We start from the raw sequence: 25,912 nt of genomic DNA, 5'->3' as shown, positions 1-25,912 counted from the left end.
GCGGGCCGGTGTGCGCCGCCGTGCGCGGGGCGCGCGCGGCGCGATCGGCGGCCGCGGCTGTCGTTCGTATGGACGCAGCGTGACGGGAGTGGAAAGCTCGAATAACCGCGGGCGTCGCCGGAGCCGCCAGTGCACGCGGGTCCCGCGTGTCCGCGCCCACAGTGACCTCACCGTGCACGGGAGGCAGGATCATGGGCGACAAGACTCAGACACACCACCCCGGGGCCGCCGGCAGGGCTCTGGAGGCCGACCAGCCCGCATCCGTACGGAACGTGGTGCTGGTCGGCCACTCCGGTTCGGGCAAGACGACTCTGGTGGAGGCCCTCGCGCTGACTGCGGGGGCGGTGAACCGGGCGGGCCGCGTGGAGGACGGCGGCACCGTCTCGGACTACGACGAGATCGAGCACCGGCAGCAGCGCTCCGTACAGCTCTCCCTGGTGCCGGTCGAATGGGACGGCATCAAGATCAACGTGCTCGACACCCCCGGGTACGCCGACTTCGTCGGGGAGCTCAGGGCCGGGCTGCGCGCCGCGGACGCGGCCCTCTTCGTCGTCTCGGCCTCGGACGGCGTGGACGGCTCCACCCGGATGGTCTGGGAGGAGTGCGCGGCCGTCGGCATGCCGCGCGCGATCGTGATCACGCACCTGGAGGCGGCGCGCGCCGACTTCGAGGAGATGACCCGGATCTGCGCGGAGGCCTTCGGCGGGGACGACCCCGATGCCGTACTGCCGCTGTATCTGCCGCTGCGCGGCCCCGAGGGTCCCGACGGGCACGCGCCCGTGACCGGGCTGGTCGGGCTGCTGTCGCAGAAGCTGTTCGACTACTCGACGGGCGAGCGCAAGGACTTCGAGCCCGGCGAGGACCAGCTGCCGGACATCGAGGACGCCCGCAACCGGCTCATCGAGGGGATCATCGCCGAGAGCGAGGACGAGACCCTCATGGACCGCTATCTCGGCGGCGAACAGGTCGACGTCGGAACGCTGATCCAGGACCTGGAGCGGGCCGTCGCCCGGGGCTCGTTCTTCCCGGTCCTGGCCGCCGCCCCGGCCGCCGAGGGCGCCAAACAGGGGCTCGGTACGGTCGAGTTGCTGGAGCTGATCACGGGCGGGTTCCCGACCCCGTTCGAGCACCCGCTGCCCGAGGTGACGACCCTCGACGGCAAGTCGCGCGAGCTGAAGCCCTGCGACACCGACGGTCCGCTGGTCGCCGAGGTCGTCAAGACCTCCTCCGACCCCTACGTAGGCCGCGTCTCGCTGGTCCGCATCTTCTCCGGCACCCTGCGCCCCGACCAGACGGTGCACGTCTCCGGGCACGGGCTGGCCGACCGCGGCCACGAGGACCACGACGTCGACGAGAAGGTCGGCGCCCTGTCCATGCCCTTCGGCAAGCAGCAGCGGCCGGTGACGCACGCCGTCGCCGGTGACCTGGTGTGCGTGGCCAAGCTCGGCCGGGCCGAGACCGGGGACACGCTCTCCGCCAAGGACGAGCCGCTGCTGATGGAGCCCTGGCGGATGCCCGACCCGCTGCTGCCGCTCGCCATCCAGGCGCACAGCAAGGCCGACGAGGACAAGCTCTCGCAGGGCCTGTCCCGGCTGGTGGCCGAGGACCCGACCATGCGTCTGGAGCAGAACCAGGACACCCACCAGGTGGTTCTGTGGTGCCTGGGCGAGGCCCACGCGGACGTCGCCCTGGAACGGCTGCGCAGCCGCTACGGCGTCCAGGTCGACGTCGTCCCGCACAAGGTCTCCCTGAGGGAGACGTTCGCGAACAAGGCCACCGGGCGCGGGCGGCATGTGAAGCAGTCCGGCGGGCACGGGCAGTACGCCATCTGCGAGATCGAGGTGGAGCCGCTGCCGGGCGGCTCGGGCATCGAGTTCGTGGACAAGGTCGTCGGCGGCGCCGTACCGCGGCAGTTCATCCCGTCCGTGGAGAAGGGCGTACGGGCCCAGGCCGCCAAGGGCGTCGCCGCCGGATATCCGCTCGTGGACGTGCGGGTCACGCTGCTGGACGGCAAGGCGCACTCGGTGGACTCCTCCGACGCCGCCTTCCAGACCGCGGGCGCGCTCGCGCTGCGCGAGGCCGCGGCCGACACGAGGATCCATCTGCTGGAGCCGGTGGCCGAGGTGTCCGTGCTGGTCGGCGACGACTACGTGGGCGCCGTCATGAGCGACCTGTCCAGCCGGCGCGGCCGGGTGCTCGGCACCGAACAGGTGGGTTCCGGGCGGACCCTGATCAGGGCCGAGGTCCCCGAGTTCGAGATCGGCCGGTACGCCGTCGACCTGCGCTCGCTGTCGCACGGCACGGCGCGGTTCGACCGCGCCTACGCCCGGCACGAGCCGATGCCGCCGCAGATCGCCGAAAGGATCCGCGAACAGGCAGGTGAGAACGGGTAGTTCAGCACCCGCGAGCCGGGTGCGCGGGCGGGCGGCTTCGGCCGTCCGCCCGCGGGTTGTCGGTGGCGGCGGATACGCTGATCACCTGATCGCGTCGTGCCGCAGTCGTCCGGTTGTGACGGGTAATCGACGCGACGGCCTGTTCAACAGGTGTGCGGAGCGAGGAAGTCGGGAAGGCCGCAGAGGCGACACCGGCGGCGATGGGGGCGGGAATGTCGTTGGGAACGGAGTGGGACGGACCCCAGGTGCCCGTCTCGGGCGACGAGGGGCAGGCGGCGACCTCCGCGCTGGCCTCGGCGGCGTACCGGGACAGCCCGATGGAGGAGATCAAGAAGGCCGACAACGAGTGGCACGAGTCGACCCTCAACCCCGGCAGGATCGCACTGCTGCGGCCCAACCTCGGTGAGGCGTTCTCGCGGGCCGTGATCGCCCGGATGCTCGCTCCCGGCCGCAAGCCGCTCATCCAGTCCTTCGGCACCGAGCCCCAGTTCGTCGTCGAGCACTGCCTCGCGGCCAACAACATCCGCCGGGAGCGCGACAACCGCCTGACCGCCGTGACGGTGCTGTGCGGAGTGCTCTTCCTGCCCGGGCTGATCGCCTGGCTGCTCGTCTTCCAGCTGCGCACGTTCGTCGCCACGCGCGAGGACAAACGGGCGGGTGCGCTCGCCACCGCCCTGCTCCTGGGTGTCAGCGTGCTCGCCGCGCTGTTCCTGATCAAGATGCCGTTCACCGGCTTCTGGGCGTGGTACGCCCGGGCGTGCGTGGTGCTCCCCGTGCTGGGCTGGTTCTGGGCCAAGCGGATCTGCGAGCGCACGGCCAATGATCTGCGGGCCCGCTGGGACGGCCTGCTCTCGGGCACCAGCGTCGGCGCCAAGGTCCCCGAGGCCGTGCCGCGCGGCCCCAACCAGACCGCGGCCGAGGAGCTGCGCCAGTCGCTGGCCCGGCTCACCGCCGAGCAGCAGTCCAACGCGGTCTTCTACGCCGGCCCCAAGGGCATACTCGGCATGGGCACCCGCTGGGGCGCCTGGCAGCTCGCCGAGGACCTCGTGCCCGCCGACCCGACCCGGGAGATCCACCCCTTCCGCAGCTGGGACGTCATACGCGCGATCCACGACCAGCTCGCCCTGCTGGAGCGCGGCCCGCTGAACACCGGCGGCTTCCCCAAGCCGTCCATCAAGCACTGGATCGTCACGCCGATCGGCGAGAAGGCCACGGCGGTGTCCCGGCCCGAGGGCACCGATGTCGAGGCGTTCCAGGTCAAGCCGCACGCGATACAGGAGATCTGCAACAAGCAGCAGTTCGGCAGCGGCGACCGGCACTACCTGGGCGTGCAGTGGACGCTGTGGGACGGCCAGCTGGTCCTCACCATGCTGATCACGGTGACGGTGCTGCACGAGACGCTGCGCATCGAGGTGACCGGGCACGCGCTGGGACCGGTGAACCCGCTGTTCACCTCCAAGCCGGAGCCGCCGAGCAAGGAGGTCGCCAAGTCCCTCAAGCCCTGGGAGACCAGGAAGATCATGCTGCCGCTGGTCACCGCGGACGAGGTGGTACGGCTCGCCTCGCGCGCCCCGCTGGCCTGGTACCCCCCGCTGCTGAACTGGCTCGGCGGCTCGCTCGTCCTGCCCGAGCCGTTCGGTCTGCGGCACGCCTGGGCCGACCAGCCCTGGCGGCACCGCTTCATGGCCGACGACGCGCTGCGCGCGGCCACGCCGGTGCTGCGGGTGGTGCACTCGGCGGCGATCAGGGTGCTGGAGGAGAACGGCGTGGACACGGAGAAGTTCGGCACGCGTTCGACCTTCCTCAGCGGACAGGTCCAGGACCCGACACCGAGGAAGGCGGATCTGTACGACGCGTAGGCCTCCGGCGGGCTTGGCCGGGTGCGAGTGGGGCTTCCGGCGGTTCGGCCGGTGCGGGTGCGGGTGCGCGGTGGGTTGCGGTCCCTGGGGGCTGCCGCCCCCGGACCCCCGCTCGGGCCGTGGACGGCCTCGTCCTCACACGCCGGACCGGCTGGTCGCCGTCGGCCGGCACGGACGGATCAGGCCGCCGGCCAGGCCTCCGCCAGCATCTTCCTGGTGTCGGCCAGGAGCTGCGGCAGCACCTTGGTGTGGCCGACCACCGGCATGAAGTTCGTGTCGCCGCCCCAGCGCGGGACGATGTGCTGGTGCAGGTGGGCGGCGATGCCGGCGCCCGCCACCGTGCCCTGGTTCATGCCGATGTTGAAGCCGTGCGCGCCGGACGCGGTGCGCAGGGCCGTCATCGCCTGCTTGGTCAGCTCGGCGAGCTCCGCGGTCTCCGGGCCGGTCAGGTCCGTGTAGTCGGCGACATGGCGGTACGGGACCGTCATCAGATGGCCGCCGTTGTACGGATAGAGGTTGAGCACGGCGTACACGTGCTCACCGCGCCGGACGATCAGTCCGTCCTCGTCGGACTTGGCCGGGATCGTGCAGAAGGGACAGCCGTCGTCGGCCCCCGGGCCGGTCGGCTTGTTCTCGCCCTGGATGTAGGCCATCCGGTGGGGCGTCCACAGGCGCTGGAACGCGTCCTGCGTCCCCACTCCGATCTGCTGCTCCGGCTCACTCGTCATGCTAGGCAGCATATGGCTTCGCCCGTTCGCGGCGTGTCGCCGGGGCGGCAGGAGAAAGGTCACCGGCCAAGCTTGGCCGGTGGACGACGACAGCCGTCGGGCGCTCTGGGAGCAGCGCACCGAGATCCCCCTCTTCCTGGCGTCGCTGGTCTTCCTGGCCGCGTATGCCACCCATGTCCTGGCTCCGGGCCTGCCCGACTTCTGGCACACCGTGTGCAAGCTGGTGATGCTGGCCCTCTGGGTGCTGTTCGCCGCGGACTACGGGGTGCGCTGGCGGCTCAGCGGGCAGGGGCTGCGCTTCGTCCCCACGCACATGCTGCACACGGCGGTGGTCGTGCTGCCGCTGCTGCGCCCGCTGCGGATCGTTCCGCTGTACGACGCGGTGCAGCGCAAGGCCGGACAGCCCCGGCTCTCGCTGCACGCACGGGTGATCTCCTACGCCGGCCTGTCCACCCTGCTGCTCGGCTTCTCCGGTGCTCTCGCGGTCTACCAGGCGGAGCGCGGAGCCCCCGACGCCACCATGCGCACGTTCGGGGACGCCGTGTGGTGGGCCGCGTCGACCCTCACCACGGTCGGCTACGGCGACATCACCCCGGTCACCCCGATGGGCCGGACGATCGCCATCGGGATGATGATCGGCGGCCTCGCCCTGCTCGGCGCGGTGACGGGCTCGTTCTCGTCCTGGCTGATGCAGACCTTCACCCGCGAGGGAGACGAAAGGCCCCCGGGACGCTGAACCTCCCGGGGGCCTTCGTACGGAGCGGGCGCCGGATCAGACCTGGGCCCGCTCCTGAACGACCTGCGCGATCTTCGCGATGGCCTCGTCGAACGGGATGCCGTTCTCCTGGGAGCCGTCGCGGAAGCGGAAGGACACCGAGCCGTTCGACATGTCCTCGTCGCCCGCGATGACCATGAAGGGCACCTTCTGCTTCTGGGCGTTGCGGATCTTCTTCTGCATGCGGTCCGAGGAGGAGTCCACCTCGACGCGCAGGCCCTTCTTCCGGGCCGCGGCGGCGAACTTCTCCAGGTACTCCACGTGCGCGTCGCCGATCGGGATGCCGAGCGCCTGGACCGGGGCCAGCCAGGCCGGGAAGGCGCCCGCGTAGTGCTCGAGCAGGACGGCGAAGAACCGCTCGATGGAGCCGAACAGCGCGCGGTGGATCATGACCGGGCGCTGCTTGGAGCCGTCGGGGCCCGTGTACTCCAGGTTGAACCGCTCGGGCAGGTTGAAGTCGAGCTGGATGGTCGACATCTGCCAGGTCCGGCCGATCGCGTCCTTGGCCTGGACGGAGATCTTCGGGCCGTAGAAGGCGGCGCCGCCCGGATCCGGGACGAGGGGCAGGCCCTGCTTCTCGGCGACCTGGCGCAGCGTCTCGGTCGCCTCCTCCCAGACCTCGTCGGAGCCGACGAACTTCTCCGGGTCCTTGGTGGACAGCTCCAGGTAGAAGTCGGTCAGGCCGTAGTCACGCAGCAGGCCGAGGACGAAGGTGAGCGTCTTGTCCAGCTCCTCGGACATCTGCTCACGGGTGCAGTAGATGTGCGCGTCGTCCTGCGTGAAGCCGCGGGCGCGGGTCAGACCGTGCACGACGCCCGACTTCTCGTACCGGTACACGGTCCCGAACTCGAAGAGGCGCAGCGGCAGTTCGCGGTAGGAGCGGCCGCGCGCGTCGAAGATCAGGTTGTGCATCGGGCAGTTCATGGGCTTGAGGTAGTAGTCCACGCCCTCGTCGAGCTGCATGGGCGGGTACATGCCCTCGGCGTACCAGTCCAGGTGCCCGGACGTCTCGAAGAGCTTCCCCTTCGTGGCGTGCGGGGTGTAGACGAACTCGTAGCCCTCTTCCTCGTGGCGGCGCCGCGAGTAGTCCTCCATGACCCGGCGGATGATCCCGCCCCTGGGGTGGAAGACGGCGAGGCCGGAGCCGATCTGCTCCGGGATGGAGAAGAGGTCCAGCTCGGTGCCGAGCTTGCGGTGGTCGCGCTTCTCGGCCTCGGCGAGGAAGTCCAGGTACCCCTTCAGCTCGTCCTTGGACGGCCAGGCGGTGCCGTAGATGCGCTGCAGCATCGGGTTCTTCTCGCTGCCGCGCCAGTAGGCGGCCGCGTTGCGCATCAGCTTGAACGCCGGGATGAAGCGGGTCGAGGGCAGGTGCGGACCGCGGCAGAGGTCCTTCCAGCACAGCTCGCCGGTCTTGGCGTCCAGGTTGTCGTAGATCGTCAGCTCACCGGCGCCGACCTCGACGTCCGCGCCGTCGTCGTGCGACGCCGAGCCCTTGAGGCCGATCAGCTCCAGCTTGTACGGCTCGGCGGCCAGCTCCTCACGGGCGGCCTCGTCGGTGACGACACGGCGGGCGAAGCGCTGCCCCCGCTTCTGGATCTCCTGCATCTTCTTCTCGATGGCCTTGAGATCCTCGGGCGTGAACGGCTTCTCGACGTCGAAGTCGTAGTAGAAGCCGTCCTTGACGGGCGGGCCGATGCCCAGCTTGGCCTCGGGGAACAGCTCCTGCACGGCCTGCGCCATGACGTGCGCGGTGGAGTGGCGCAGGATGTTCAGGCCGTCCTCGGACGAGATCTCGACGCCTTCGACGGTCTCGCCGTCCCTGACCTCGTAGGCGAGGTCCTTCAGCTCGCCCCCGACACGCGCGGCGATGATCGAGCGCTCGCCCGCGAAGAGGTCGGCGGCCGTAGTGCCCGTCGTCACCACGCGTTCTTCCCGCTCGGAATCGCGTTGGATGATCACACGGACGTCTGACACCGGTCTCTCCTGACTGAAGGTGGGGTGCGGCGCCATACCAGGAGCGCGCGCACAGGCGATCGTACCGACCCCACCGCGCCGACCGCGAAACGGTCACCCACAGTTCCCTGTCCGACACTCCTCAGTCCTCGTCCCCGTACGCCTCCCCGCACGCCTCCTCGAAGAAGTCGAGGTTCTCCTGCAGGGACTTCATGAGCCGGTCCCGCTCGCCCTCGTCCACCTGCACGGGTACGACCCCGGAGGCGCCGGTGAGCCGGCGGAAGCCACCCCGGCGCTCCAGCCGGCCGTGCACCCGTACCGGGAGTCCCACGAGGTGGGCGTGGCCGGCGATGCGGTAGTCCTCCTCGTCCAGGGTGACGCGGACGTGCGTGACATCGGCGCCGGCGAGGACGCGCAGCCGCACGGTGCCCTCGCCCTCGGGCCCGGAGCGGCGCATGCGGACGACGGCGCCGGTGACGCGGACCGGCACGGAGGGTTCCTCGCGCAGATAGCGGGCGGCGGCCTCGCGCAGCACGGGCAGGTCGCCGGGTGAGAACTCGACGGGTTCGGCGGAGGCGGCGCAGCCCTCGGGGACGCCGGCGCCGGGCGCCCAGGCGACAGCGATCCGGGCGCCCTCGGTGCCCCGGACGAGCGCGGCCAGCGCCTCGGTGAGTTCACGGCTGACGCCGGCCTCGACCGCGCCGTCGAAGGCGTCCATGCCGCCGGTGGCCCGCTGGTAGTCGACGGCCTCGCGGGCGGCGTACAGGGCCTGGTGCAGGCGGACGGCGAGTGGGCGGCCGGTGGGCACGGGCACGAAGGCGGTGAGGTGCCGGCCCTCGGCGGCGGGCCCGACGAGGACGTCCTGGAGCAGCGCGGCGGCGGAGCGGCGGTGGCGGGCGCCGTGGTAGCCGGCACGCGCGCGTGTGGCGAGCGCGGCGGCGAGCAGCATCTGCCGTGCGGCGCCGCGCAGTTGCTCGTCGGCCGTCCAGGGCGCGGCGCCGACGGGTCCGCTCGGGGCGTCGCGCCACCAGCGGATCTCGTCGCTGGGCACGGCGAGGGAGATCAGCACCTCGCGGGCGGCGGGCGTCGCGCTGCGGGCGAGGGCGTCGAGGGCCTCGCCGAGCAGGTCGTCGCTGTCGGGGAAGGCGCGGCTCTCGGGCACCAGCAGGCTGGTCCCGCCGGCGCCCGGTCCCGGCGGGGTCCAGCGGCCGTAGCGCCCGGGGGCTCCGCCGCGCCGCTGCCAGCCGTGCCGCTGCAGCAGGGCGCCGAGCACGGCGGGGTCGACCTCGGCGGCCTCCGGGGGCCGGTTCCAGGAGAGGTCGTCGGGATGCGGCCGGACCTGGCGCGGCAGCTCCTCGTACGGACGGCTCCTCATGGCCTGCCTCCCGTCCCGACCCGCGTCATGATCTCGCAGAGCGCCCGGTCGTCGAAGATGCGTGTGGTCGGTATCCGCACGGTGGTCCGGTGCCGGCCGGTGATGGGGTGGCCGGCGAGGTTGACCCAGTAGCAGCAGTGCCTGAGGTCGAGCCGGTCGTGGCTGGCGCGCAGCCAGTCGTCCTGCGAGCGCGGGACGAGCATGACGACCAGGATCTTGTGCACCGAGACGGGTGTGCGGGCGAGCTTGCGCAGATGGTCGTTGTCGAGGGTGAAGGAGAAGGAGCGCCCCGGCGGGTTCGGCGCGACCTGGTAGGTGGCCTTCAGCTGCACCTTGATGGTGACCTCGTCGTCGACGGTGTGTCCGGGTGCGCTGTGGCTGACGTGCCAGTCGATGCCGTTGTCCGGGAAGGGCTGGGACAGCGAGCAGCCGGCCGCGGCGGCGACCGCGTGCAAGTAGCCGACCTGCAGTGTCTCCATGCAGGCGGTGGTGGCGAGCGTGCCGCGGACGGTGCCCGGGCGATCGGGCAGCAGCCCGCCCCGCTCGGGCTGCGCTATGGCCATGACCAACAGCCTTCCAGGCAATGAATGTCCCCACTGCGGGCCGCTGAACTGCAAAGACCCGTACTCCTGTTGTCTCCTCCCGGCGTACGGCGCAAACGGCCCGGGTATCACCAAACGGGCAGAAGACGGAACGTCACCTGCCCTGGGTGAACGAGGAGTTGGGTTGGGATGACGTACTGGTACGAGGGGCCGCTGGCCGCCTTCGACACGGAGACGACGGGCGTGGACGTCGAGACCGACCGGATCGTGTCGGCCGCCGTCGTCGTCCAGGACGCGCCGGGCACCCGGCCCCGGGTCACCCGCTGGCTGGTGAACCCGGGCGTCCCGGTGCCCGAGGAGGCCACGGCGGTGCACGGGCTGACGGAGGAGCACCTGCAGTGCAACGGCCGCTGGCCGGCGCCGGTGATGTACGAGATAGCCGAGCAGCTGGCGGAGCACGCGGCGATGGGCCGCCCGCTGGTGGTGATGAACGCGCCCTTCGATCTCACGTTGCTGGACCGGGAGTTGCGCCGGCACCGGGCGTCCTCGCTGGACCGCTGGTTCGAGGCGACCCCGCTGCGTGTGCTGGACCCGAGGGTGCTGGACAAGCATCTGGACCGCTACCGCAAGGGCCGCCGCACCCTGACCGACCTGTGCGACCACTACGGCGTGACGCTGCAGGAGGCGCATGACGCCGCGGCGGACGCGCTGGCCGCGCTGGACGTCGTACGGGCCCTGGGCCGCCGTTTCGCGACCCGTCTCGAGCGCCTTACCCCGGCCGAGTTGCACACCCTCCAGACGGGCTGGCACGCGGCACAGGCCCGCGGGCTGCAGGCGTGGTTCGCGCGCAGCGGCTCGGAGGAGATCGTCAGCACGGACTGGCCACTCAGGCCGGAGCTGCCGGCGGCGGCGTGAGCCCGCTCAGCACGCAGAAAGCCGGTCCGCTGCTGCGGACCGGCCTCTCCCGGTGGGCGATACTGGGTTCGAACCAGTGACCTCTTCGGTGTGAACGAAGCGCTCTCCCACTGAGCTAATCGCCCGGGAACGCACTGAACAATACAGGTGCGGGCGCCGATCCTTCAAACCGCTTGGAGGCGGCGCAGCAGCCCGCGCCGTCCGGACCGCATCATCAGGCGGTGGTTGGCGCGGAAGACCGGGCGGCCGGGTACGGCGAGCCGGCGCAGCAGCGGCTTGTGCACGACCACTTCCTGGTCGTAACGGGCCAGGGTCCCGGCACCCTCCGCGGTGACCGTCCAACGCACCCAGCCCTCGAGGTCACCGGACAGGGTGACCTCCAGCACACCGGCGTCCGGGTCGCGGCGGCTCTGCCGTGCGGTGACGGTCATGTCGTACGGCAGGAGGGAGCGGACGGTGATCACCCCGGTGTCGGCGTCCAGCCTGGTCACCGAGCGGACCTGCGGCCACCAGCCCGGATAGTCCTCGGGCCGCTCCAGCAGCGCGTACACGACGGCCGGCGGGGCGGGCAGGGACCACAGGCTGCGGAAGCGGTAGTGGGTCCAGTCCATGGCGGGAGTCTGCCCCGGCGGGGCACGGGATGTGAGTACGCGTACTCATGCGCCGCGCCGTGCGCCGGGACAGACTCGGTGGGCGAGCGCCGCCGCCCGTGCGACGGCGCTCCCCCAGCTGTGGGCTAGGGCATCCTGTCGCCGAGCAGTGCCAGGTTCTCGATGGCCGCGAGCCCGTAGAGCGCGGTGACGTTGCTGGACACCCAGCTCGCCTCGCTGCCCTCGACCAGGGTGACGGGGCCGGTCAGCTTCTCGGTCTTCCACGGCGAGGACTCGGTGTAGCCGTCGGAGCCGTAGAACTTGGTCCAGGCGCGTCCGGCGAGCGTCGCGTCACCGGTCTGTACGGCGGCGTAGGCGTCGAGGCGCGAGTGGCCCTGGAAGAGCAGCAGGGTGCCGAAGTCGGAGCCGTAGCGGGCCTTCTGTTCGGCCTTGGTGGCGTTGAAGTAGCGGCAGTAGTCCAGGTAGGCCGTCTGGAACGCGGGCATGTCGACCAGGTGGATCAGCTCGGCGCACAGCTCGTTGAGGCCGAAGACCGCCGAGAGGTGGGAGACCGACACGCCCGGCTTGCCGGCGACGGCGAACGTGCCCGTGTCGAGGTCGTACAGCCCGCCGCCCTGGACGAATCCGTTGGGCTGGGCGGCGATGCCCTCCATCGTGGACAGCACGCGCGCCCTGGCCTTCTCCCACTTCGGCCCCATGCGCTCCCACTCGGTCAGCCAGGCCGACACCAGGCCGCTCCAGTCCGTGCCGAAGCCGATCGACAGGGCGTGCCGGTCGGGGGTGTAGGGGTCGATGCGGACCTTGCGCTGGGGGTCGAGGACGAGGAAGGTCTCGTCGGAGTCGACGTTGGCGTGCATGAGGTCGCCCACGCGCTCGTCGGCGGTGAGGAAGTAGTAGAAGCGCCGGTAGGTGGTGTTGGCGATGCGCTGCTGTTTGGCGCTGTCGCCGAAGTGCTGCACGCCGTGCCGGGTGCCGAGGCCGGCCCACTTGCCGAGGTGCTCCTGAGGTACGCGTACCAGAGCCACAGGTCGGGCGAGAGCTCGGAGTTGTCCCAGGCGTAGCCGCCGACGTCGTACCGCCACTGGTGGCGCATGCGCGATCTCCTTGTTCACCTCGTCGGTCGGTTTGTACGCCGCGTACTGCTCGGTACTGGCGAGGATGCCCCGGTCGTAGCCCATGATCCTGCCAACCTCGGGGTCGTGGACCATGAAGTCGATGAACTGGGCGACCTCCTTGGGATGGGGGGTGTGGGCGGAGGCGCTGAGCATCATGGAGGCGAGGTACTGCCCGGTGTGCTGGCCGTCCGTGGTGGGGATGGGCGCGAGGCCGTAGGTGCTGTTGCCTTCCGCGGAGTAGCGGACGGTGACGTTGTCCCAGGGGAACTCCGAGGCGCCGTGGCCGGCCGAGAGCGAGGACTTGGGCGTGTCCTGCTGGACGACCTCGGGTCGGTGACGATGCCCACCTTGACGCGGTTGCAGCCGTCGGCCCACCACTCCGTCAGATCGGCCTTGTCGAAGCCGAGTCCGTCCTTGGCGAAGAAGGCCTTGCCGTTCTGGCGGAGATAGAGGTCGTACAGGTACATGATGGCGAAGTAGCCGGTGTCCCCGGGGACCTTCGTCCTGCCGTGGATGGCCTTCAGGGCCTTGAAGTAGTCGTCCCAGGTCCATCCCGGGTGCGGCTCGACACCGGCCTTCTGGAACACCTTCTTGTCGACGGCGAGCGCCATGGTGTTGGAGCCGACGGGAATTCCGAGCTGCTTTCCGTCGACCTCGCCGACCTTCGTCACGCCCTCGCGGAAGTGATCCAGGGTCAGATTACCTGCCTGCACCTGAGACTTGAGATCGAGGAGAATTCCTCGTTTGTCGTACTTCCGAAGAAAGGTGACGGCATTTTGGAAAACGTCCGGGGGATTTCCGCCGGCGGCCTGGGTCTGGAACTTCTCCCAGAAGGACGCATACGTCTGGAAGTCGGTCTTGACCTTGATCTTCGGGTACTTCTTCTCGAAGAGGGCGATGGTCGGGTTGATCTTCTTGGCCCGCTCCTCGGCACTCCACCATGAGTAACGGATCGTCACCGTCCCGTCCCCGGAACCGCTTCCGCCACCGCACCCGCTCGTCGCGGCGAGCCCCAGCGCTGCCGCCGAGGCCCCGGCCGCCTTCAGGATCGTAAGCCCCGCAAGATTCCTGCTGGTTCCCATGGTTCATGAATCGTTTCAAGTAAGCGCTTGCTGGCACAAGTTACGGAGGGGCCCGGGGTGCGTCAATGATGCGGACGGGAATTTCTTGTGAGCGGTGCTGGTCCCGAGCCGGCCTGTCGGCCGTTCCCGCAGGTGAGCCGCGTATGACCGACAATCCGAACACCGGGGCAGGACTGGCGGGATTCAGCTGGGCAGGGCGGCGGGCCAGTCGATCAGGACGCGGTCCGTCTCCTCCGGGGCGCGCCTGCTGGCCGAAGTGGCCGCAGCCGTCGAGGACGTGCGCGCCTAACAGGCCGGGCAGGGTCTCGGGGCACGCCTCGATGGCGTCGGCCGGCCACGCGAGCGAGGCGTCCAGGGCGCCGCCGACGAACAGCGAGGGCTGCGTGATCGGGGCACCCTCGTGTCCGGCCAGGTCCGCCCGGTCCCGGTCCACGGTCCGGTACCGCTTCGACGCCCCGGTCATCCCGGCCGCTCGAACTCGCCGGCCGGGAAATCGAGGTCGCCCTCGCCCAGCCAGACCGGCGGCGGCCGACGGGGAAGCGTTCGCGCAGGGTGCCGCCGCGGCCGACGAAGTGCGGGTCGGGGGGCGCCCGGCGCGGGCATGATGCCGGCGGACACGGCGGCGTGGAAGCCCGCGAGCCGGCCGCGCAGTCGGGCTCGATCTCCGCCTTGACCCGGCCCGGCCCGGCTGCTGGAAGTACGAGACCCATAACTCCGCCTCTTCGCCCATCCGCGCGTAGACCTCGCTGGGCCGCGGGCCGCCGGGCCGGGTGCACCGCACGCCGAGCAGCGCCGGGGCCCGGAACACATCGGGGCTGGTCAGGGCGGAGGTGGCGGGCGATGATGGCGCCCCAGTCGTGCCCGACGGCCACTGCGGACCCCCTCCCCCAGGGCCTCCACCACGGCGACGTTGTCCGCGACCAGTTCGAGCATCCGGTAGGCGTCCACGGCCACCGGCCTGGACGAACGGCCGTAGCCCCGGACCTCGACGGCCACGGCGCGGCAACCGGCGGCGGCCAGGGCCGGCAACTGGTGCCGCCAGGAGTACCAGGACTCCGGGTGGGGGCGGGGGTGGGGGTGGGGGTGGTGCTGGAGGCGGGGTCGTGTTGGGGGAGGAGTGGTGCGGGTGGTGTTGGCGGCGCGGCGAGGGGTCTTGGGCGCGGCCGTGGGGACTTTTGGCGCGGTCTCGGGTGGCATGGGGCTCCTGGGCGCTGGTGGCTTGCCGGTTCGGCAAAAGGGCGGGCTGCTCGCGCGACCTCCACACGAGGAAGCGTGCAGGTGGCGGGGCGGGGCGGGCTTCTCCACGGGCAGCGCGCCAACGCGCAGGGCGGATGCGACCGCGGCCCGGGCAGCGGGCTCGGCGACTCGGGGACCGGCCGGCCTGGACCTGCGCCGATCGCCAACCTCGGCGGAGGCGAGGGAGCCGGTGCTCGCCCCCGGAGTCGGTGCTCACGCCCGGCGTCGGAGCAGGGGCCCCAAGCCAACGCGGGCACCTGGCCTCGGGACAAGGGGCCCAGGAGTCAGCGCTCACACCCAGAGCCGGGGCAGGAGGCCGGAGCCAGCACTCGCACCCGAAGCCGCAGCAGGAGCCCTGAAGCCAACGCAGGCATCTGACCTCGGGACAGGAGGCCCGGAGCCAGCGCTCATGCCCGGAGTCGAAGCGCGACCGCGACCTGGAGCCGGTGCTCCCCCGGAGTCGGTACGCCAGGCGCAAAAGCCTGCGCTCGGTGTCGAGGTCCAAGCAGAAGAGCCAGATCAGCTGTCCATCCCCGAAGTCCGCGCAGGAGACCCAGATCAGCTGCCCCGCCCTCGAAGTCCCGCAGGAGACCCGGACCCGTTGCTCGCCGGGGCGTTGGCCGACCGGGCTGCGCCGAGCCGGTTCGGGCACGCATACGCCGACGGCCCACCTGCTCTTTCGCAGGTGGGCCGTCGGTCCGGGTGGGCGATACTGGGTTCGAACCAGTGACCTCTTCGGTGTGAACGAAGCGCTCTCCCACTGAGCTAATCGCCCGGGCGCAGGAAGAACATTACCCCATGTCAGGCGGTGCTTCCGACCACGGGCCGGGGCGGCGAGGCGACCGGGCGGCGCAGCCGGGTCACTGATCCTTGGCCTTCCACGGCATGACGAGGCCGAACCTCGACAGGTAGATCCCGGCGAGCCCGGCCACGATCACGAGCCCGATCACGGTCAGCGTGATGTTGCGGCGGCGGACCTGGGGATCGAGGGCCCGCTGGGCGGCCTCGGTGACCTTGCGCCTGGTCCAGCGGAGCACGAGCTGTGCCCAGACGAACTCGGTCGCCCAGATCGCCATGCCGCCGAAGATCACCACCCAGCCGGGTCCCGGCAGCGGCAGCATGATGATCCCCGCGACGACGACCGCGAGGCCGACCAGGAAGACACCGACCTGCCAGCTCAGGTGCAGCAGTCTACGGGCCTTGATGAATTCCGGCGCCCGGGAGCCGAGCCCGTCACCCGTCCCGCGTCCGGTCTGCCCGACTTTCCGCCGTTCCGTCCTCGCCTTGTCCGCCGTCACGACGACCTCGCCCGGCTCGTCACTCCCCGTATTCATACAGACAAACCCTACCGGAGTGAATCCAGTCACCGGAATGGTCGTAGATCTCGTACGAGTTCTCGGCCGGAAGAGTTACGTAAAGACACGCAAAACCCTCAGAGGGGTTTACAACGGCATCGTAGGTGGCATGTCGATTTCGCCGACGTGCGAATCCCCGAGCGCACACTGAGCGAAAGGCCCTGGCGCTTATGAACACCACGGTCAGCTGCGAGCTGCACCTGCGCCTCGTTGTGTCGAGCGAGTCCTCCCTGCCTGTCCCCGCAGGCCTGCGGTACGACACGGGCGACCCCTACGCCGTGCACGCCACCTTCCACACCGGAGCCGAGGAGACCGTCGAGTGGGTGTTCGCCCGCGACCTCCTCGCCGAGGGGCTCCACCGGCCCACCGGGACCGGCGACGTCCGTGTCTGGCCGTCGCGCAGCCATGGTCAGGGCGTCGTGTGCATCGCCCTCAGCTCCCCGGAGGGGGAGGCCCTGCTCGAGGCCCCGGCGCGGGCCCTGGAGTCCTTCCTGAAGCGAACAGACGCCGCCGTGCCCCCCGGCACGGAACACCGGCACTTCGATCTGGATCAGGAGCTCTCGCACATCCTGGCGGAGAGCTAGGTCGCGGCCGAAAGCAGCCCGGCGCCGTCCACTCGGGGAGACGGCTCGGGCCAAGACAACCGCATACGGCACAGCCCGGCGCCGTCACCGTGAGCGATTCACGTGGACGGCGCCGGCCTGTTCGCCCCATTCCGCCACCGGCATGACCCGCGCACGCCGCCGTGCGCGGGAACCACCGCGGGTGCGGAGGCGTTCTACCGGCAACCGAGGTCGGGCGGAGGCCGGTGCGGTGGGCGGGTTGTCGCTACCATCGGCCAGCATCGGCGGGCGTCCGCCCGACCCTCAGGCCAGGGAGCGAAACGTGCTGATCACCCACGACACCCGGTGCGCCCTCGACACCGTGGTGGATCTGGTGAACACCGCGCCGGAGGACGATGCGGCGGCCGACGGACTGCCCGATGTCCCGGCTCTCGCGGATTTCGTACGAAACCACGAGATCAGCGATGTCGGTGTGCTGTCGGAGTTCGATCTCTCGGCGGTCCGCAGGGTCCGGGGGCGCTTCGCGGCGATCTTCGCCGCGCCGGACGCCCGTTCCGCCGCCGGGCTGATCAACGAACTGGTCGCCGCGGCGGGCACCACCCCGCGCCTGACGGACCACGACGGCTACGACTGGCACGTGCACTACTTCGCACCCGGCGCCTCCGTGGCCGACCATCTCGCCGCCGACTGCGGAATGGCGCTCGCCTTCTTCGTGGTGGCCGGGGAGCGGGAGCGACTGCGGCGCTGCGAGGCACCGGACTGCCGACGCGCCTTCGTCGACCTCTCCCGCAACCGCTCGCGGCGCTACTGCGACAGCCGCACCTGCGGCAACCGACTGCACGTGGCCGCGTACCGGGCCCGCCGCAAGGAAGCGACGGGCTGACCTTCCCGCGGACCGGCCGGCAGCGAAGATCAGGAGGGGGCGACGTCCGTCCCGGCGGGTGGCGCCGGAACGGACGTGTACGGCTCACAGCAACAGCAGGTCGTGCAGCGCAGCCATGAGGAGCAGACACCCGATCACCGCAAGGAAGATCATCAGCGGTGGCTGGGATAGGGCGAAGAGGCACCCGCGCGGCTCGTCCTTCGGCGGCGCGGCCTCGCTCTGTCTCGTGTCCAGCATCTCGCCGCAGATCATGGCCTACGAAAGGCCCCGTGCGCGATCAACCCACCCGCGAGATACGGGAGTTGCCGTATATCGCCCCGTCTCGTCCGACTTGCTTCGGGTTGTGAACGGTTCCGGACGTCCGCGCGGCGTTCTGTGTCGTTTCAGTCCGAGGGGTCGGTCCGGGACCGAGCAGCGACGGGGGACAGGACGGCACCCCGGCGGCCTGTGGCTCTCATATGCCGTGCTTCTTGAGAATGGCCTCGATGTCGCTGAAGTCGTCGCTGGAGCCGGTGGCGCGCGGAGCGGTGGCGGAGCCGGTCGCAGGCCGGGTGCCCGGGCCCAGGGAAGGCGCGGAGGCCCCGGGGGCCACGGCCTCGGCCCGGTCGCCGCGGGCCGCCTTGCGCTCGGCGCGGGTGCCGCCGCGTCGGCGTTCGACCGCCCGGGTGCCCGCGAACAGGAGCCAGGCCGCGCCCAGCACCCCGAAGCCCGCCCAGGCGGTGGGGCTGAAGGCGGTGTCGGCGAGCCAGCCCACGACCCCGGTCATCACCAGGCCGACCGGCACCAGCGAGTAGGCCGCGATGCGGGTCGCCGCGAGGAAACGCTTGCGGTAGGCCGTGACCACCGCGATGCCCAGGCCCGCCGCGGACACGGCGGAGCAGACGGTCTCGGCAATCATCCGGTCCTCCTGGCGGGCTCGGTCGGGTGGCAGGGACTTTCGGCGGACGCGGCACACCGGCAGGGCGCGCCGCCTCCGTCCCCTCCATCCTGCACCGCCCCATCCTCCCGATGCCATGCCCCCACGGGACATCAGGGACATCTCCGGGTCGCCTCCTACGGGAGTGCCGTACTGGAATGCCGGTGCGAGGCCGTGGAGTCCCGGTGCGAGGCCGTGGGGCCGTGCCGTCCCGAGCCGCACCGTCCCGGTTGGGCCGCCCGCGTCCGGCCTGGGAGACTGGTCGGCATGAGCGACTCCTCCCCCGCACGCACCGATGCCCTGGTCCTCGACGTCTGGTGCGAACTGCAGTGCCCCGACTGCCGCACCGCCCTGGACGACGTACGCGCCCTGCGCGCCCGCTACGGCGACCGGCTGGAGCTGCGGCTGCGGCACTTCCCGCTGGAGAAGCACAAGCACGCCTTCGCCGCCGCCCAAGCCGCCGAGGAGGCGCTGGCGCAGGGCAAGGGGTGGCCGTACGTGGAGGCCGTGCTGGCGCGGGTCGAGGAGCTGGACCGCAAGGGTGAGCCCTTCCTGGTCGAGGTGGCCCGTGAACTCGGCCTGGACGACGAGGAGTTCGACACCGCGCTGATCGACGGCCGGCACATCCTGATCGTGGACGCCGACCAGGCCGAGGGCAAGGCGATCGGGGTGACCGGCACCCCGACGTACGTCATCGGCGGCGAACGCCTCGACGGCGGCAAGAGCCAGGAGGGGCTGCGCGCGCGCATCGAGGAGATCGCCGACCGGTTGCTGGGCGGCCAGGGCGCCTGAGCCCTGCGGCCCGAGCCCTACAGCAGGGGCTTGGCGAGGGCGTGGACCACCGTTTCGTAGCCGAGTGACTCGTACAGCCGCTCTGCCGGGGTGTTGCCGGCGAAGACGTTGAGTCCGAGGACCGTCCGCCCGGCCTCTGTCGCCTGGCGCTCCGCCAGGAGCATGAGCGTACGGCCGTGCCCCCGGCCGCGATGGGCGTCGTCCGTCTTCACGTCGAACACGAACGCCTTGTCGCCCTGGAGGGCCACCCAGAGGGTACCCACCTGCACTCCTTCGTGCTCCAGGACGCTGAACAGCATGCCCTCCGTGTGGAGCCCGTGCGGCAACAGTTTCGCGTGACCCTCCCGGACGCGGGCGCGGGTGGCGGCCTCCGGGAGTCCCAGCTCGATCCACACGCGGGCGTAGTGCTCGCTCTCGTACGCCCGCCAGACCTCGAACTCGGCCTCGGTCATGGACCGCGCCCGGCTGCCCGGCGGCAGTTCGGGCGGGGTGGTGCCGAGCCGCTTCTCCATGCCGCGGTTGCGCGGGGTGTAGCCGAGGGCGCCGAACAGCCGCAGGGCGATGTCGGCAGAGGCGGGGAGGAGGGTCTCGATCTGTGTGCAGCCCCAGCCGCGCGCGACCTCCTCGGCGGCGAGCGCGGCCACCGTGCCCCGGCCGCGCCGCCGGTCCGGCTCGGCGATCCGCAGGTCGATGACGCGTGCCACGGAGTCGCCGAGGGACGGCGAGGTGCCGAGGTGTATCTCGCCGACGGGGCGGCTGTTCACGCACACCTGGTAGCGGCGCGAACGGGTGCCGTCGGCGTTGTGCTGGAGCGGCTCGGTCGGCCGCAGGGTCGTGGTCATCACCGGTGTTCTACCCGCGGCCGGCCGTCGAGTCAGCCTGTTTTCCGGTACCGGGCGCCGGGCCCCGCAGGCCCGGCTCAGGGGTCCAGGTCCTGCCCGGACCGCTCGTCGAAGATCTGCATGGCCTTGGCGGTCACCGGACCCGGGGTGCCGGGCAGCTCGCGGTCGTCGACCCGGTGGACGGCCTGGACGTCGCGCAGGGTCGAGGTGAGGAAGACCTCGTCGGCGCGCCGCAGGACGTCCAGCGGCAGGTCGGTCTCCTTCGCGCCGGTCCACTCGACGGTCAGCGCGCGGGTGATGCCGGGCAGGCAGCCGGAGGCGACCGGCGGGGTGTGGATCTCGCCGTCGAGGACGACGAAGACGTTCGACCCGGTGCCCTCGCAGAGCTGTCCGACCGTGTTGCCGAACAGCGCCTCCGACGCGCCGTGTTCATGGGCGCGGGCGAGGGCGACGACGTTCTCGGCGTAGGAGGTGGTCTTCAGGCCGGTGAGGGCGCCGCGCTCGTTGCGGGTCCACGGGACGGTGATCACGGCGGTGGAGTCCGGGCGGCGGGTGGTCTCGCCGAGGGCGACCACGAGGGTCGGGCCGTGCTCGCCGCGGTCGGAGCCGAGCGGGCCGTGGCCGCCGGTGTAGGTGATCCGCAGCCGGCCGAGCGGCATCGGGTTCGCCTCCAGGACCGCGGCGCAGGCCTCGCGGACCTCGTCGTGGTCGGGGTCGGGCAGGCCCAGGCCCCGGGCCGAGCGGGTGAGCCGGTCCAGGTGCCGGGTGAGGGCGAAGGGCCTGCCGTGGACCGCCTTCACCGTCTCGAAGATGCCGTCGCCGACCGTCAGCCCGTGGTCGAACACGGAGACACGCGCGGATTCCAGGTCCCGCAGCCCGCCGTCCAGCCAGATCCTCATGCCAACACCCCTCCGCTTGCCTCGTACGTCCCCGACGCTACCGCGAGCAGCCGGGACGCCTTCAGCTCGGTCTCCCGCCACTCCCCTTCGGGGTCCGAGCCCCAGGTGATGCCGGCGCCGGTGCCGAAGCGCAGCATCCCGGTCTCCCGGTCGATCCAGAAGGTGCGGATGCCCACGGCCAGCTCGCCGGTGCCCCGGTCGGCGTCGACCCAGCCGATGCCGCCGCAGTACGGCCCGCGCGGAGCGGTCTCCAGCGCCTCGATGATCCGCAGGGCGCTCGACTTGGGCGCACCGGTGACCGAGCCGGGCGGAAACGCGGCGGCCAGCAGGTCCGGCCAGCCGGCCCCGTCCCGCAGCTCGCCGTGGACCGTGGAGACCAGGTGGACCAGGCCGGGGTGCTTCTCCACGGCGCACAGATCGGGGACGGTCACACTGCCGGTGGCGCAGACACGCCCGATGTCGTTGCGGACCAGGTCCACGATCATCACGTTCTCGGCGTAGTCCTTCTCCAGCAGGTCCGCCTCCGTGCGTCCGGTGCCCTTGATGGGCCCCGACTCCACGACACGCCCGACCCGGCGCAGGAACAGCTCGGGTGAGGCGGTGGCGATCTCCACGCCGTGCTGCGGCAGCCGGATGGTCCCGGCGTACGGTGCCGGGTTGCCGCGGGCCAGCAGGGCGGTCAGGGCGTCGACGTCGGCGTCCGGGGCGACCGGCGCGCTGAGCACGCGGCAGAGGTTGGCCTGGTAGACCTCACCGGCCGCGATGTACTCACGTATCCGGCGGACGCCCGCCGTGTACGCCGCCCGGTCCAGGGACGAGGTCCACTCCCCCACCGCCGGGCCCCGCCAGTCGCCCGGCACCGGGACGGGCACCGGTTCCTCGCGTACGTCCGCGAAGCGGGCGCAGGTCAGCCGCCCCTCGAAGTCCGCGCAGACGGCCCAGAAGCCGGTGGAGTCCAGGGCGGCGGGGTCGCTGGTCACGTCGAGGAGGCCGGTGGCGACGCGGTCGCCGAAGCGGGCCAGGGGCGGGAGGCCGGAAGGGTGGTGCAGCACGTGGTCGAGTCTAGGTCGGGTGTCCGACAGGTGGCCCGGGAGTGTCCCGGAGGAGGCTCCGGCCACGGGGTCCCCAGGGGGCAGCGCAGCACGCTGCGCAAACGCGTTTTTGTACTGGCCCGGGAATCCGCTAGAGTTCAACACGTCGCCGGGACGCGGAAGCGGACCGAAACGACAGGCGGACGTAGCTCAGTTGGTAGAGCGCAACCTTGCCAAGGTTGAGGTCGCGAGTTCGAGCCTCGTCGTCCGCTCGAAGGAAGAGGGGTCGTTCCGATCCCCTACACTCCTGGTGGAGTGGCCGAGAGGCGAGGCAACGGCCTGCAAAGCCGTCTACACGGGTTCAAATCCCGTCTCCACCTCCAAGGACGATTAGCTCAGCGGGAGAGCGCTTCCCTGACACGGAAGAGGTCACTGGTTCAATCCCAGTATCGTCCACTGGATCTTCTCGCAGGATCCACGGGTCTTCTCGAAGATCCCCGCCCGCGCGATTAGCTCAGCGGGAGAGCGCTTCCCTGACACGGAAGAGGTCACTGGTTCAATCCCAGTATCGCGCACTGTCCGTGACTCGCGGGTCACGGCCTGCGGACGATTAGCTCAGCGGGAGAGCGCTTCCCTGACACGGAAGAGGTCACTGGTTCAATCCCAGTATCGTCCACACAGCAAGAAGCCCCCGGCCGACTCGGCCGGGGGCTTCTTCGTGCCCTCAGCTGGAGAAGAGCATGTGCGCCCAGCTCTTGTGGTGGCCGTCGTGGTGTCCGTGGTGGTCGTGGTGTCCATGGCCGCCGTGGTGACCGCCGTGCGGGGCACCCCAGGCCGGCGCGGGCGCCGTCGGGTACGCCTGCGGGGCGGGAGGCACCGGCCTGGACCACTGGGCCTCCAGCTGGGTCAGCGCCTCCAGCTCGCCGTAGTCGAGGAAGATGCCGCGGCAGCCGCTGCACTGCTCGATCTGGACGCCGCTGCGGTTGTAGGTGTGCATCGGCGCGTGGCATTTCGGACAATGCATGGTCGGCTCAACTCCTCGCCGGTCGGTCCCGCTTCGTGCTTCCCCAGGACAGACTCCGTCCGGCCCAGGACGGTTGCAGCCTAGTCGGTGGCTTCGGGCGCCAACTGGTGTGGAATCAGGGCCATTCGGGCACATGCGTCGATGACCGCCTGTTCCACCTCGTCCAGCGGACGGCCGGCCCCGAGCGCCTTGGTGACCGCGAGGGCGGCCGTCTGCACGGTCAGTGCGCGGGCCGGGACGTCCAGGGCGGGCCAGGGGTCGCCGGCCGCGGGCACGGCCGGGCCGCCGGCCCGCTGGTACGCGCCGAGGAAACGGGTCCACTCGTCCGGCGAGAGGAGCCCGCAGGCGTACCAGGCGGCGGGGCGGGCGAGGTCCCAGGCCGGGACACCGGTTCCCAGGTCGTCGACGTCGATCAGGCGCCAGGGGCCGTCCGGTGCCGGGTGGCGGACGAGCTGGCCGAGGTGCAGGTCGCCGTGACAGAGGGCGGGCGCGCCGGGCATGGGCGCTTCGCCGCGGGCCCAGGCGGGGAGCGCGGCCCAGGCGGCGAGGACGGCACCGGCCGCCGGACGGGGCTCGGCGCGCAGGACCGAGCGCAGCCGGGCGATGGCGCGGGCGGCCTTGACAGGGCCGCGCATCGGGGGCAGGCCGGCGTGCGGGAGCGTGCGGTGCAGACGGGCGAGGAGGGTGGCGCCGGCCTCCCAGGGCGCCGCGTCCCGGTCGTCGGGGTCCACGGGGGCGCCGTACGGCCAGAAGGTCACCAGGCGGTCCAGTACGGCCGCGGGGGCCGGGGAGAGCGGGGGCAGCAGCACGTCCGGGAGGCGGGCGGCCAGGGCGAGGCGCCGGGTCAGCTCGGCGCGGTCGGTACCGGGGGCGTGGGCCTTCACGACGGTGTCGGCGTGCCGTACGACGGTGGCGTCGGGGCGGTCGGCGAGGACGGCCGGGCCGGCCGCACAGGTGCAGGGGGCTCCGCCGGTGTCCGGGTGTACGGCGGCTCTCGCCTTTGCGGTGAGTGCGGGTATGAGGGCGGGGCTGTCTGCGGTCAACGGTGCCTCGGATGGGTGGACTGGCACCTGAGCGTACTGGCGTCGGCCGGGGGCGGGACCGCCTGCCCGCGCCGGCGGGGTGCCGCACAGCTCACGGCGTCCCGGAAACGGCGCATGCCGGCGCAGCTCCCCAGCTGCGCCGGCATTTGTGCCGTCCGCCGCACCCCCGTCCCCACGGGGTTTCCTGGATGGATGTCCCCGCCCGGACCGCTCTTCCGGGCCTGGGGTCGCCGCTCAGCGCCCCAGCATCACACCCACGGACGACGCCTGTGTGGCCACCGTCTCCCAGCCGTCGCAGACGAGCAGGAGCAGGGCCGCCAGGGGAAGGGCCATGAGCGTCGCCACCAGGGGGTGGCGGCGGCCCGTCCGGCGCGGTGCGAACGCCGGGCGTCGCGGTGCCGTGTGGGCCATGGTCCCTCTCCTGACCGTGTCGGTTGTCTTCGGCAGCGGCGGGTGTCTGACCTCGGGGGACGAGTGCTGCACCCGCCGCTTGACCTCAAATCTAGGCGCGGGGCGGCTGCCGGGCGTCATGCCCTCGTATCGATTGCCGGGCCTCCCCGAGGATGAGCCACAACTCGGGACGTACTCCCCTGGGTGGAGACGCGGGCCGGGGTCTCGGGGTCTTCCCGGAAGGGGTGGCCACTGTGTCCGGTCTTTTCCGAAGCGTCCGACGACCACGAGGAGTGACTTCGATCACTCCGGCCGGGTGCGGGACCTGTGCCGCGCCAGGTGCCCGGCCCGTCCCGCGCCCGGGTTCGCGGCCGGTCCGCGGCGGGTGTCGGACGGCCGCCCGAACCGGCACCACCTGACGTCTCCCGACCTCAACACCCGGACGCCGAGGATCGGTTGAGGGGATAGGCGCCCCAAGGGCCCCGCGCACGCCTGCTTCCTGACCGCCTTTCATGTCGTGCCGGTGGTCGGCACAATCCGTCCGGCCCGGAGGGCGCGGCCTCTGCGCGCAGGCGGCCGTGGAAACGTAAGCTGTGCCACGTCACAGGGACCGGGCAGCGGGGATGAACATGGCGATGATGCGCCTGAGGCGCGAGGACCCGCGCGTCGTCGGCTCGTTCAGGCTTCACCGACGGCTCGGCGCGGGCGGGATGGGTGTGGTCTACCTCGGCTCCGACAAGAAGGGGCAGCGGGTCGCGCTGAAGGTGATCCGGCCCGATCTGGCGGAGGACCAGGAGTTCCGTTCGCGGTTCGCCCGTGAGGTCTCGGCGGCCCGGCGGATCCGGGGCGGCTGCACGGCCCGGCTGGTCGCCGCGGACCTGGAGGCCGAGCGGCCCTGGTTCGCCACGCAGTACGTACCCGGACCCTCCCTGCACGACAAGGTCGCCGACGAGGGTCCGCTGAGCGCGGCCGACACCGCGGCGGTCGGCGCGGCGCTCTCCGAGGGCCTGGTCGCGGTGCACGAGGCCGGTGTCGTCCACCGGGACCTCAAGCCGTCCAACATCCTGCTGTCCCCGAAGGGGCCGCGGATCATCGACTTCGGCATCGCCTGGGCCACCGGCGCCTCCACGCTCACCCACGTCGGTACGGCGGTCGGCTCCCCCGGTTTCCTCGCGCCCGAGCAGGTGCGCGGCGCGGCCGTCACCCCGGCGACGGACGTGTTCTCCCTGGGCGCGACCCTCGCCTACGCCTCCACCGGCGACTCGCCCTTCGGGCACGGCAGTTCCGAGGTGATGCTGTACCGGGTGGTGCACGAGGAGGCGCAGCTGCACGGCGTACCGGACGCGCTCGCCCCGCTGGTGCGGGCCTGTCTGGCGAAGGACCCCGAGGACCGGCCCAGCACGCTGCAGCTGTCCCTGCGGCTCAAGGAGATCGCGGCCCGCGAGGCCCAGGGCCTGGACGGCGTACGGCCGCCGGCACCGCGCGCCGCGGAGGCGGACCGGCCCACCGGGCGGCTCCTCGACACCTACCCCGAGCAGCAGCGCACCCAGCGGCGCACCGCCCCCGGCGCACCGGCGCGCGGCACCGGCG

Annotated in this window: 22 protein-coding genes, 7 tRNA genes and 3 pseudogenes; 13 read left to right on the top strand and 19 right to left on the bottom strand. The window is 71.6% G+C overall.

Going from position 1 to position 25,912, the window contains the following annotated elements; genetic code table 11:
- The first annotated feature begins 191 nt into the window (after positions 1–191).
- Together ABT288_RS42140 and ABT288_RS42135 are read left to right on the top strand one after the other, a co-directional pair.
- Positions 192–2,393, top strand: coding sequence for an elongation factor G-like protein EF-G2 (locus tag ABT288_RS42140; protein ID WP_351619953.1), 2,202 nt, complete (start codon positions 192–194; stop codon positions 2,391–2,393).
- A gap of 212 nt (positions 2,394–2,605) precedes the next feature.
- Complete coding sequence (locus ABT288_RS42135) at positions 2,606–4,252, top strand: AbeC-like domain-containing protein (protein WP_351619950.1); 1,647 nt, start codon at positions 2,606–2,608, stop codon at positions 4,250–4,252.
- Positions 4,253–4,431: 179 nt separating this feature from the next.
- On the opposite strand, the gene ABT288_RS42130 is transcribed toward ABT288_RS42135, so the two are convergent.
- Positions 4,432–4,992: an HIT family protein gene (locus tag ABT288_RS42130; RefSeq protein ID WP_351619947.1), complete on the bottom strand. Its 561-nt coding sequence runs from the start codon at positions 4,990–4,992 to the stop codon at positions 4,432–4,434.
- 67 nt (positions 4,993–5,059) lie between these two features.
- Between ABT288_RS42130 and ABT288_RS42125 the strand changes: the two genes are divergently transcribed.
- Positions 5,060–5,716, top strand: coding sequence for a potassium channel family protein (locus ABT288_RS42125; protein ID WP_351619944.1), 657 nt, complete (start codon positions 5,060–5,062; stop codon positions 5,714–5,716).
- Positions 5,717–5,752: 36 nt separating this feature from the next.
- Here the strand turns inward: ABT288_RS42125 and thrS are convergent, their stop codons facing one another.
- From thrS to ABT288_RS42110, 3 genes are all read right to left on the bottom strand, one after another.
- Complete coding sequence (thrS, locus tag ABT288_RS42120; protein ID WP_351619941.1) at positions 5,753–7,729, bottom strand: threonine--tRNA ligase; 1,977 nt, start codon at positions 7,727–7,729, stop codon at positions 5,753–5,755.
- A 121-nt stretch (positions 7,730–7,850) separates the two neighbouring features.
- Complete coding sequence (locus ABT288_RS42115) at positions 7,851–9,083, bottom strand: hypothetical protein (protein ID WP_351619939.1); 1,233 nt, start codon at positions 9,081–9,083, stop codon at positions 7,851–7,853.
- The gene (locus ABT288_RS42110) at positions 9,080–9,646 is read right to left on the bottom strand and encodes a DUF4365 domain-containing protein (RefSeq protein WP_351619936.1); all 567 of its coding nucleotides are present in this window, start codon (positions 9,644–9,646) and stop codon (positions 9,080–9,082) included. The genes ABT288_RS42115 and ABT288_RS42110 overlap by 4 nt, the downstream gene beginning before the upstream one ends.
- A gap of 168 nt (positions 9,647–9,814) precedes the next feature.
- On the opposite strand from ABT288_RS42110, the gene ABT288_RS42105 reads away from it, so the two are divergent.
- Positions 9,815–10,540, top strand: coding sequence for a 3'-5' exonuclease (locus tag ABT288_RS42105; RefSeq protein WP_351619933.1), 726 nt, complete (start codon positions 9,815–9,817; stop codon positions 10,538–10,540).
- A gap of 53 nt (positions 10,541–10,593) precedes the next feature.
- On the opposite strand, the gene ABT288_RS42100 is transcribed toward ABT288_RS42105, so the two are convergent.
- The 7 genes and pseudogenes from ABT288_RS42100 to ABT288_RS42070 form a co-directional block, all read right to left on the bottom strand.
- Positions 10,594–10,665, bottom strand: a tRNA-Val gene (locus ABT288_RS42100).
- 39 nt (positions 10,666–10,704) lie between these two features.
- A complete protein-coding gene (locus ABT288_RS42095) occupies positions 10,705–11,151 on the bottom strand; it encodes an SRPBCC family protein (RefSeq protein ID WP_351619930.1) in 447 nt (148 codons plus the stop codon).
- 125 nt (positions 11,152–11,276) lie between these two features.
- Positions 11,277–12,244: pseudogene (locus tag ABT288_RS42090) on the bottom strand (exo-rhamnogalacturonan lyase family protein); the annotation flags it as partial.
- Position 12,245: 1 nt separating this feature from the next.
- A pseudogene (locus ABT288_RS42085) lies at positions 12,246–13,348 on the bottom strand (ABC transporter substrate-binding protein); the annotation flags it as partial.
- A 183-nt stretch (positions 13,349–13,531) separates the two neighbouring features.
- Positions 13,532–14,407: pseudogene (locus ABT288_RS42080) on the bottom strand (alpha/beta fold hydrolase); the annotation flags it as partial.
- Between the two features lie 880 nt (positions 14,408–15,287).
- Positions 15,288–15,359, bottom strand: a tRNA-Val gene (locus ABT288_RS42075).
- A gap of 85 nt (positions 15,360–15,444) precedes the next feature.
- Positions 15,445–15,918, bottom strand: coding sequence for a TIGR02611 family protein (locus tag ABT288_RS42070; protein WP_351619927.1), 474 nt, complete (start codon positions 15,916–15,918; stop codon positions 15,445–15,447).
- Positions 15,919–16,109: 191 nt separating this feature from the next.
- On the opposite strand from ABT288_RS42070, the gene ABT288_RS42065 reads away from it, so the two are divergent.
- Both ABT288_RS42065 and ABT288_RS42060 read left to right on the top strand, forming a co-directional pair.
- Positions 16,110–16,523 carry an SsgA family sporulation/cell division regulator gene (locus ABT288_RS42065; protein WP_166633628.1) on the top strand — a complete coding sequence of 138 codons (414 nt, stop codon included), beginning with the start codon at positions 16,110–16,112 and terminating at the stop codon, positions 16,521–16,523.
- Positions 16,524–16,824: 301 nt separating this feature from the next.
- On the top strand, positions 16,825–17,385 hold the full coding sequence (locus tag ABT288_RS42060) for a CGNR zinc finger domain-containing protein (RefSeq protein ID WP_351619923.1): 561 nt from the start codon (positions 16,825–16,827) through the stop codon (positions 17,383–17,385).
- Between the two features lie 84 nt (positions 17,386–17,469).
- Here ABT288_RS42060 and ABT288_RS42055 read toward each other — a convergent pair whose 3' ends face one another.
- Together ABT288_RS42055 and ABT288_RS42050 are read right to left on the bottom strand one after the other, a co-directional pair.
- A complete protein-coding gene (locus tag ABT288_RS42055) occupies positions 17,470–17,622 on the bottom strand; it encodes a hypothetical protein (protein ID WP_165289388.1) in 153 nt (50 codons plus the stop codon).
- A gap of 217 nt (positions 17,623–17,839) precedes the next feature.
- A complete protein-coding gene (locus ABT288_RS42050) occupies positions 17,840–18,283 on the bottom strand; it encodes a hypothetical protein (protein ID WP_351619921.1) in 444 nt (147 codons plus the stop codon).
- Positions 18,284–18,568: 285 nt separating this feature from the next.
- On the opposite strand from ABT288_RS42050, the gene ABT288_RS42045 reads away from it, so the two are divergent.
- Positions 18,569–19,093: a DsbA family protein gene (locus tag ABT288_RS42045; protein ID WP_351619918.1), complete on the top strand. Its 525-nt coding sequence runs from the start codon at positions 18,569–18,571 to the stop codon at positions 19,091–19,093.
- A gap of 17 nt (positions 19,094–19,110) precedes the next feature.
- Here the strand turns inward: ABT288_RS42045 and ABT288_RS42040 are convergent, their stop codons facing one another.
- The 3 genes from ABT288_RS42040 to ABT288_RS42030 form a co-directional block, all read right to left on the bottom strand.
- A complete protein-coding gene (locus ABT288_RS42040) occupies positions 19,111–19,935 on the bottom strand; it encodes a GNAT family N-acetyltransferase (RefSeq protein WP_351619915.1) in 825 nt (274 codons plus the stop codon).
- A 77-nt stretch (positions 19,936–20,012) separates the two neighbouring features.
- Positions 20,013–20,834 (bottom strand): aminotransferase class IV, encoded by an 822-nt coding sequence (locus ABT288_RS42035; RefSeq protein WP_351619912.1) that lies wholly within the window; start codon positions 20,832–20,834, stop codon positions 20,013–20,015.
- Positions 20,831–21,886 carry a chorismate-binding protein gene (locus ABT288_RS42030; RefSeq protein WP_351619910.1) on the bottom strand — a complete coding sequence of 352 codons (1,056 nt, stop codon included), beginning with the start codon at positions 21,884–21,886 and terminating at the stop codon, positions 20,831–20,833. Before ABT288_RS42030 ends, ABT288_RS42035 begins: the two co-directional genes overlap by 4 nt.
- 178 nt (positions 21,887–22,064) lie before the next feature.
- Here ABT288_RS42030 and ABT288_RS42025 point away from each other — a divergent pair.
- The 5 genes from ABT288_RS42025 to ABT288_RS42005 all read left to right on the top strand — a co-directional run bounded on the left by ABT288_RS42025 (position 22,065) and on the right by ABT288_RS42005 (position 22,541).
- Positions 22,065–22,137, top strand: a tRNA-Gly gene (locus ABT288_RS42025).
- A 37-nt stretch (positions 22,138–22,174) separates the two neighbouring features.
- Positions 22,175–22,248 (top strand) — tRNA-Cys (locus ABT288_RS42020).
- 1 nt (position 22,249) lies between these two features.
- A tRNA-Val gene (locus ABT288_RS42015) sits at positions 22,250–22,321 on the top strand.
- 47 nt (positions 22,322–22,368) lie between these two features.
- Positions 22,369–22,440 (top strand) — tRNA-Val (locus ABT288_RS42010).
- Between the two features lie 29 nt (positions 22,441–22,469).
- Positions 22,470–22,541, top strand: a tRNA-Val gene (locus ABT288_RS42005).
- A gap of 48 nt (positions 22,542–22,589) precedes the next feature.
- On the opposite strand, the gene ABT288_RS42000 is transcribed toward ABT288_RS42005, so the two are convergent.
- From ABT288_RS42000 to ABT288_RS41990, 3 genes are all read right to left on the bottom strand, one after another.
- Positions 22,590–22,889 carry a TFIIB-type zinc ribbon-containing protein gene (locus ABT288_RS42000; protein ID WP_351619907.1) on the bottom strand — a complete coding sequence of 100 codons (300 nt, stop codon included), beginning with the start codon at positions 22,887–22,889 and terminating at the stop codon, positions 22,590–22,592.
- Positions 22,890–22,969: 80 nt separating this feature from the next.
- Positions 22,970–23,932: a phosphotransferase gene (locus ABT288_RS41995; RefSeq protein ID WP_351619905.1), complete on the bottom strand. Its 963-nt coding sequence runs from the start codon at positions 23,930–23,932 to the stop codon at positions 22,970–22,972.
- A 234-nt stretch (positions 23,933–24,166) separates the two neighbouring features.
- On the bottom strand, positions 24,167–24,343 hold the full coding sequence (locus tag ABT288_RS41990; protein WP_351619902.1) for a hypothetical protein: 177 nt from the start codon (positions 24,341–24,343) through the stop codon (positions 24,167–24,169).
- A 602-nt stretch (positions 24,344–24,945) separates the two neighbouring features.
- Between ABT288_RS41990 and ABT288_RS41985 the strand changes: the two genes are divergently transcribed.
- Positions 24,946–25,912 (top strand): serine/threonine-protein kinase (locus ABT288_RS41985; RefSeq protein WP_351619900.1); only part of this gene is annotated, 967 nt, incomplete at its 3' end.

Origin of the sequence: Streptomyces sp. NPDC001093, assembly GCF_040298985.1 — a bacterium.
In the GTDB taxonomy this organism is placed as follows: Bacteria; Actinomycetota; Actinomycetes; order Streptomycetales; family Streptomycetaceae; genus Streptomyces.
This window is presented reverse-complemented; position numbering and strand designations above follow the sequence as displayed.

Bases quoted from the DNA above. Each gene is read 5' to 3' on its own strand.
- ABT288_RS42140 (WP_351619953.1), top strand. From the start codon at position 192: ATGGGCGACAAGACTCAGACACACCACCCCGGGGCCGCCGGCAGGGCT.
- ABT288_RS42135 (WP_351619950.1), top strand. From the start codon at position 2,606: ATGTCGTTGGGAACGGAGTGGGACGGACCCCAGGTGCCCGTCTCGGGC.
- ABT288_RS42130 (WP_351619947.1), bottom strand. From the start codon at position 4,992: ATGCTGCCTAGCATGACGAGTGAGCCGGAGCAGCAGATCGGAGTGGGG.
- ABT288_RS42115 (WP_351619939.1), bottom strand. From the start codon at position 9,083: ATGAGGAGCCGTCCGTACGAGGAGCTGCCGCGCCAGGTCCGGCCGCAT.
- ABT288_RS42110 (WP_351619936.1), bottom strand. From the start codon at position 9,646: ATGGCCATAGCGCAGCCCGAGCGGGGCGGGCTGCTGCCCGATCGCCCG.
- ABT288_RS42105 (WP_351619933.1), top strand. From the start codon at position 9,815: ATGACGTACTGGTACGAGGGGCCGCTGGCCGCCTTCGACACGGAGACG.
- ABT288_RS42095 (WP_351619930.1), bottom strand. From the start codon at position 11,151: ATGGACTGGACCCACTACCGCTTCCGCAGCCTGTGGTCCCTGCCCGCC.
- ABT288_RS42070 (WP_351619927.1), bottom strand. From the start codon at position 15,918: ATGAATACGGGGAGTGACGAGCCGGGCGAGGTCGTCGTGACGGCGGAC.
- ABT288_RS42065 (WP_166633628.1), top strand. From the start codon at position 16,110: ATGAACACCACGGTCAGCTGCGAGCTGCACCTGCGCCTCGTTGTGTCG.
- ABT288_RS42055 (WP_165289388.1), bottom strand. From the start codon at position 17,622: ATGCTGGACACGAGACAGAGCGAGGCCGCGCCGCCGAAGGACGAGCCG.
- ABT288_RS42050 (WP_351619921.1), bottom strand. From the start codon at position 18,283: ATGATTGCCGAGACCGTCTGCTCCGCCGTGTCCGCGGCGGGCCTGGGC.
- ABT288_RS42045 (WP_351619918.1), top strand. From the start codon at position 18,569: ATGAGCGACTCCTCCCCCGCACGCACCGATGCCCTGGTCCTCGACGTC.
- ABT288_RS42040 (WP_351619915.1), bottom strand. From the start codon at position 19,935: ATGACCACGACCCTGCGGCCGACCGAGCCGCTCCAGCACAACGCCGAC.
- ABT288_RS42035 (WP_351619912.1), bottom strand. From the start codon at position 20,834: ATGAGGATCTGGCTGGACGGCGGGCTGCGGGACCTGGAATCCGCGCGT.
- ABT288_RS42000 (WP_351619907.1), bottom strand. From the start codon at position 22,889: ATGCATTGTCCGAAATGCCACGCGCCGATGCACACCTACAACCGCAGC.
- ABT288_RS41990 (WP_351619902.1), bottom strand. From the start codon at position 24,343: ATGGCCCACACGGCACCGCGACGCCCGGCGTTCGCACCGCGCCGGACG.